The 6,102-nt window shown below is 48.2% G+C and carries 5 protein-coding genes; 1 reads left to right on the forward strand and 4 read right to left on the reverse strand.

Annotated elements, in window-relative coordinates:
- The first annotated feature begins 32 nt into the window (after nucleotides 1-32).
- Nucleotides 33-1,607 (forward strand): AMP-binding protein, encoded by a 1,575-nt coding sequence (locus G5S52_RS07040; protein ID WP_165012399.1) that lies wholly within the window; start codon nucleotides 33-35, stop codon nucleotides 1,605-1,607.
- A gap of 130 nt (nucleotides 1,608-1,737) precedes the next feature.
- Here the strand turns inward: G5S52_RS07040 and G5S52_RS07045 are convergent, their stop codons facing one another.
- From G5S52_RS07045 to G5S52_RS07060, 4 genes are all read right to left on the reverse strand, one after another.
- On the reverse strand, nucleotides 1,738-3,003 hold the full coding sequence (locus G5S52_RS07045; RefSeq protein ID WP_165012400.1) for an outer membrane protein transport protein: 1,266 nt from the start codon (nucleotides 3,001-3,003) through the stop codon (nucleotides 1,738-1,740).
- 178 nt (nucleotides 3,004-3,181) lie between these two features.
- On the reverse strand, nucleotides 3,182-3,553 hold the full coding sequence (locus tag G5S52_RS07050) for a hypothetical protein (RefSeq protein WP_205743799.1): 372 nt from the start codon (nucleotides 3,551-3,553) through the stop codon (nucleotides 3,182-3,184).
- A 252-nt stretch (nucleotides 3,554-3,805) separates the two neighbouring features.
- Nucleotides 3,806-4,177 carry a hypothetical protein gene (locus tag G5S52_RS07055; RefSeq protein ID WP_165012402.1) on the reverse strand — a complete coding sequence of 124 codons (372 nt, stop codon included), beginning with the start codon at nucleotides 4,175-4,177 and terminating at the stop codon, nucleotides 3,806-3,808.
- A gap of 13 nt (nucleotides 4,178-4,190) precedes the next feature.
- The coding region (locus G5S52_RS07060; RefSeq protein ID WP_165012403.1) for a lipoxygenase family protein at nucleotides 4,191-6,102 on the reverse strand (1,912 nt) is incomplete at its 5' end.

Raw genomic sequence — 6,102 nt, forward strand, 5'->3', positions numbered from 1 at the left:
AAACGTACACAACAAGGAACCCAAACAGAAGGATGATGAACGTGACCAATGTTATTCAACAAAGCAGCATCACATTGGCGACTTTTATTGAAAGCGCCTGCGATAAATACGCTGACAAAACGGCTTTCTATTGCGGACCACAAAGCCTGAGCTATCGTGATGTTGAGGAAAAATCCCGCCAGTTTGCAGGCTGGCTTCAAAACAATACGAACTTAAAGCCGGGCGATCGGATAGCAATTCAGCTCCCTAATATTCTCGACTTTCCTATTGCTGCGTTTGCAGCCTTGCGCGCCGGATTGGTGCTTGTAAACACCAATCCACTTTATACGCCGAGAGAGATGCAGCATCAGTTTTCGGACTCTGGTGCGAAAGCGCTGGTGATCTTTGCACCTCTTTCTGCACCTTTAGCCTCTGTGATTGATCACACCGACATTGATGTCGTGATTTATGCAAAAGGAGGAGGAAAAGCCTCGACACTAAGCGAGCGGGATATTCTTCAAGCAGATTTGGATGAGATCCTGGCGGGAGAAGCCGCTTCCTTTGTACCGCCTGCGATAGATGCTGAAGCGCTCAGTATGTTGCAGTACACAGGTGGGACAACTGGCAGAGCAAAAGGCGCATGCCTGACTCACGCTTCCGTGCTGGCGAACATGGCACAAATGGAAGAACGCTTGAAAGATGTGGTGGTGCCGGGAGAAGAGTTGTTTGTCTGTCCGTTGCCGCTTTATCACATCTATGCATTTGCCGTGAACCTCATTCTGTTTTTCTCTCAAGGCAACACCAACATTTTGATCCCCAACCCAAGAGATCTCGATACTTTTGTTGCCCAACTCCAACCGCATAAATTCACGGGTTTTGCTGGCATTAACACTTTGTTTGTCGGCTTATGTCAGCATCCTGAATTTCGCGCTCTGGACTTTTCGCACCTCAAAATCACGCTCTCTGGCGGAACGGCACTGATCGATGCTGCCCGCGTAGCGTGGGAAGAGGTGACAGCTTGTACCATCACCGAAGGGTACGGCATGTCAGAAACCTCACCGGTGATCAGTCTGAATCAACCGGGGGCAGAACATTACGGCACTGTCGGTAGGCCTTTAATCAATACCGCCGTGGAAATCTGGGACTTGAACGACAGGGCTCTACCGCAAGGCGAGGTTGGCCAGATTGTGTTGAAAGGCGAACAAGTCATGAAAGGGTACTGGAATAACCCGGAAGAAACGGGACAAGTCTTAACAGCGGATGGTTTTTTTAAGACTGGGGACATGGGAGTGATCCTCGAGGATGGCTGTATTCAAATTGTTGATCGGCTCAAAGATATGGTGCTGGTTTCCGGCTTTAACGTTTACCCAAGTGAAGTGGAACAAGTGCTTTGCTCGCATCCCGATGTATTGGAAGCCGCCGTGATTGGGGTAGCCGATGAAGCTACTGGCGAGGCGGTTAAAGCTTTTATCACGGCAAAAGAGACGCTGGAACTGTCAGCGTTGGAGGCTTTTTGTCGTCAAAACCTCACGGCTTACAAAGTCCCGAAGCAAGTCGTTGTGGTATCCGAGCTTCCGAAAACTGCCGTTGGTAAAATCCTCCGTAAAGATCTTCGAACTGAATCCTAAATCTGTCCTTTACTTTTTCTCGTCTTTTCCGGTGCTAGATGCACCGGCTTTTTTTCCTTGTTACCTGTCGTTCTGAACGCATAAAAAAGCCCGCGAGGCGGGCTGTTTTAAGGACGGTTACGTTCTTTGGTCAGAAACGGTAGTTTGCTTGTGCTCCAACAATCAGCAAATAGCCTTTTGCCGTATAGTCATGGTCTACTGCGAATAAGCTGGTTTCAGTAAAAGACTCATCTGAACGGTCCATGTAAGCCAAACCGAGATCAAACGACCAATTGGTATCAAGTTGGTAATTCATACCTGTCGAATACCAATAGGCATCTTGGTCAGGAATGCTCAGGGTTGTTTCTCCGGCTTTCTCGTCGAGTGCAAAGCCTGCACGCAGCTTAATGGCTGGGTTGAGCTGATAGGTTGCACCAATCGCCCAGCGCCAGCTGTCGTCATACTTTTCAGGTTTCAAGAAACAGATGCCTCCATTGATACTGCAGTCACTACTGGAAGCACTGAATTCCTTGTATTCACTCCATTGCGTCCAAAGCGCGCTATAGTGAATTGCCCATTTGTCATCTAGCTGGTGGAACCCCGAAAATTCCGCGATCGCCGGTAGCGGTACATTAGAAACGGCGGTGGTTGAACCGCCACCGGGAATGGCAACACCTGGGCTGAAATCGTTGAAAGTGCCTTCGAGCTTGAGATCAACGCCTGCACGGTAAGAAAGGCCAAAACGGTTTTTCTCATCCAGTGCCAACAACGCGCCCACGTTCCAGCCAAATGCCCAGTCATCACCATCCCAACTTAAAATCTTGTCTGAGGGCTGCACACCGAAACTGCCAGCACCCCCGCCATAATGTCGGTTTACCTCGCCACTGGCGTAAACCAGGCTAATACCTGCGCCAAGACTCAGCATCGGAGAGACCTGATAGGCGATAGCAGGGTTGATGTTAACGGTGAATAGCTCTGTGTCTCCACCGATATCTCCAGCAATGAAATCGTCTTTTAAATCAGTTCCCAATCCGTAATTGGCGTACAGCCCTAATCCCACGGCCATTTGTTCATTAAGAGGCTGAACATAATAACTGGCAGGAACAAACTGGGAGGGAATAATGTCTGAGGATGACTGTGCCGCAGAGTGACCTGTCACGTCGATTTCTGCGTCAAAGTAAATCATTGAGCCGGAGAACTCAGGACGTTCAAAGAGCGTCATGCTGGCTGGGTTTCGTCCCATTGACGCTGCGCTGTCACCGATGGCGGCTTCACCGGCATAGGCACGACCAAGACCGCCAGATGAGTCAAATGCAATTTGATAGCCCGCTGCGTTGGCGTGGCTAATATTCAGTGCTGATAGCACGAGTAATGCTGTTGTAGAGAGGGTTAGATGTGTCGTTTTCTTTGCTGCCATAACAACCTCCATGGCTGAAGTAATCCGTGATTTTTATAAGAATCCTTCAGATGGTAGGAAGTTAGAGGGTTCAGCATGTAGTCTGCACATGCCATTGAATTATCCTAAATGTGCAATGAGACTACTTGCTTGAAATGTCTTTTAGATGATGTGAGGGAATGACTGAAAAGCGTGAAGGTTAGACGTGAATGTATCGAATGAAATGATCCATGACTGCCATTTGCTGTTCAATGCCTTTCAGCGCGTTATAAATGTCCGCTTCAGAATCACAGTATTGGACAACATGCTTTGCAAAGGCGGCGATTTGCCCGTCTTTGACTTTTTTCGAATGAACCAGATTGCGCTTGATCACCACGAAAAGATCTTGTTCTTGCTGATCAAGGCCTAATTGTTTCGCTTTAGCACGAATAGCGTCTTCATTAACAGGCTCGCCATGGCGCATAGATTGCAGCGAATATCCTGGCTGCGTGGTTTGAGGGCTTTTCCCTTTGGCGATGACAGCACAGGTTTTGCTGATGATCATGCCTTTGCGCATCTGATCTGCTTGCATTAAATTTGTATGGCTGCTTATTTCCAATGTCTTTATCCCCTCTAAAGATGCCAACTGACGTTACGAAGGCTTCAGTTCTTATTTTCAAATGTTATAAAACGGAGAGGGTGTCGGCTTGTCATTCGACGCCAGATCGCTATCCGACAGAGCGCGCAGGGATAAATGTATTAATTGGGTTTGAGAGCTGATTAAAAAAGGCCAGGTTGTCGCTACCACAACCTGGCAAAGGCACTCGTTTAGTTGCGTAGTCGCTTAGGTATGAATATATCGAATGAAATGCTCCATCAGATGAAACTCATTCTGCAAACCGGAAAAGACCTGTTTGAAATCCGTACCTTTTGGGCTTGCTGCAACGATGCGTCGAGAAAAGTCGCCAATTTGTTCATCGGTAACGTTTTTGGATCGCATCAGGTTCTTCTTAATCACGGCGAAGACGTCTTGCTCTGGCGTGGTCAGCGCCAGTTCTTCGCCCGCCGCTTTAATCTCTTTGTCATCCACTTTTGGCGCGGTAAGTACTTTCTGTGGTTGGTTCCACAAATTCACTTGCGACAAAGCTACGCAAGCACCGCCAGCAATGATCATCTTGCGCATTGAATCCCGTCGGGATGGGTCAAACTTATCCATGATAAGACTCCTGTTAATTCCAAGGGCTGACAGTAATAGTGGATGGCATTCTCAAGTCGTATGCCCAACGACGGCGCGAGTTCTTCTCGCGGATTTCATCATCCAGTGCTTGCAGTTGTTGCTGGAATACATCAAGCAGCGGATAAACATTTGGGTCGTGCTTGAATTGTCCTTTGGGATATTTGCCGAGAGAGCGATGCCAATCCTCAGGTAAGTCGGTAAAGATACGCGAGAACATAAACAAGCCCGCTCCAACATTCATTGGAGGGCAGATATTCAGCCAATCACGCTCCGTATAACCGAAGTGTGGGTCGATTGGATGGTCACGGTAAACCCCCAAGGCACTCAGCTTCATAAAGGAAACCATGCTGCCAAATGCGTGGTTGACTGACATCCAGTAAATAATGCGGGACACAATATCAATCAACTCATCCAGAGTATCGGCGTGATCCGGGAAGCCTCTTACATTGCCATAATGTGTTGTTTCATAGAGGAAGCCCTGAAGTTCCGTATCGTCTTTAACGTCTTGGTCAGAGTGGTAGTAAAGGCGAAGATATCCATCGACCCATTCATTGATGATAGGAGCCAGTCCGTTGTCGTCGTGCTGCGGGTATTCATCAAGCTGTGCAAGGACAGGATCGGCCATGCGATCAATCGGTGTGCTGTGCTCGAAGAAATGGTAGTGATTTTTTCTTCGTAGCGTGGCGTTCACAAAGGTTGTGCTGCTGAAACCAGACAATCTCTGAATTGCGCCGGTTAGCAGGCCATTGTATGGGTTGCCATAGGTATACTCATACCCTTCACCATTTGGCAGTCCGCTGGTGCCAACTTCTTCGAATATGCCGATATGGTTATTGGTGACCAAGGCCATCAAGTGGGTATCCAGTAATGGCCGCAATGGATGGTACTCCGTGATGTTACGGAAATACGCCACAGGAATCGGACCAAGGTAAACATGGGTGGAGAGGTGATCGATAACGCCTGCCATTGATGTCATAGTCGTGATGCAGTTCTTGGCCATTTGCCAAGCCCAGTAGTTATCTCCCGCAGTGATGATTTTTGAGGGCGGGTGCTTCTGGTCGCCATATCCGAATACACCCAGGAAGAACCAGCCAATATCATTCCAAAAACCGCCAGGTTGTGGGGTTTGTGTTGGCTGAATAGCAATGGTTTTCAACCCAGTACCATTCGCAGGAATGGCAAACAGACAGATACCTGCGTGTAGGCGGGCACCGAAGTTATCGAAATTGCGTTTGGCGACAGTTTCATCATGGAAGTCGGCAAAATCGAGGATAAAGAGGCGACCTTCTGCCATGGCCTGATCGAGATTGTCAGATTCAAAACCCTGAACACGTCTGAAGTGGCTATTTGTAATGGGGAACTTGCTCATGTGCTGGGTATAAGGCTTGAAGTAATTAAATACTGGTGTCGGTGCGGCAGTAACCAACCAGCCAATCAAGTCATCGGAACGGAAATCTTTATCATATGGCGCTTTCGGCCACTGCTTGATGCGTTCTTCATATTTTGGATGGTCGGTACAAAAAGTGGGGTAGAAGTCGAGCTCATCAACGGTATTACACTTCCTGTGCGGGAAGGTAAGCAGGATGGGATCCATGATTTCGAAGGTGATACGCTCTGGTCTGCCATCAGCCAATTCACTATATACGATGGTCAGAAGGTTAATAAACTTCGCGGCAATATCCGGTGACAGTACGATGGTCCAAAAGTGCTTCTCTAGGTAGGCTACCGTCCCTTCAAAAAGCCGCACCCCAGCGAAGTTCGGGTCGGCATCATTCACATCGAAGTTGTATTCCTGCTCGTCTAACCCTCCTCGATATCGCCATTCATTGGCGTTCGCGACGTCTTCACATTGAACATTTCCGTGAACAACAGCGCCGGGAAGTTTGAGGTATTCAAATGTGTTT

Origin of the sequence: Grimontia sedimenti, from assembly GCF_011045095.1 — a bacterium.
Taxonomy (GTDB): Bacteria; Pseudomonadota; Gammaproteobacteria; order Enterobacterales; family Vibrionaceae; genus Enterovibrio; species Enterovibrio sedimenti.

Coding starts and splice junctions, on each gene's coding strand:
- G5S52_RS07045 (WP_165012400.1), bottom strand. CDS start 3,003: ATGGCAGCAAAGAAAACGACACATCTAACCCTCTCTACAACAGCATTA.
- G5S52_RS07055 (WP_165012402.1), bottom strand. CDS start 4,177: ATGGATAAGTTTGACCCATCCCGACGGGATTCAATGCGCAAGATGATC.
- G5S52_RS07050 (WP_205743799.1), bottom strand. CDS start 3,553: ATGCAAGCAGATCAGATGCGCAAAGGCATGATCATCAGCAAAACCTGT.
- G5S52_RS07040 (WP_165012399.1), top strand. CDS start 33: ATGATGAACGTGACCAATGTTATTCAACAAAGCAGCATCACATTGGCG.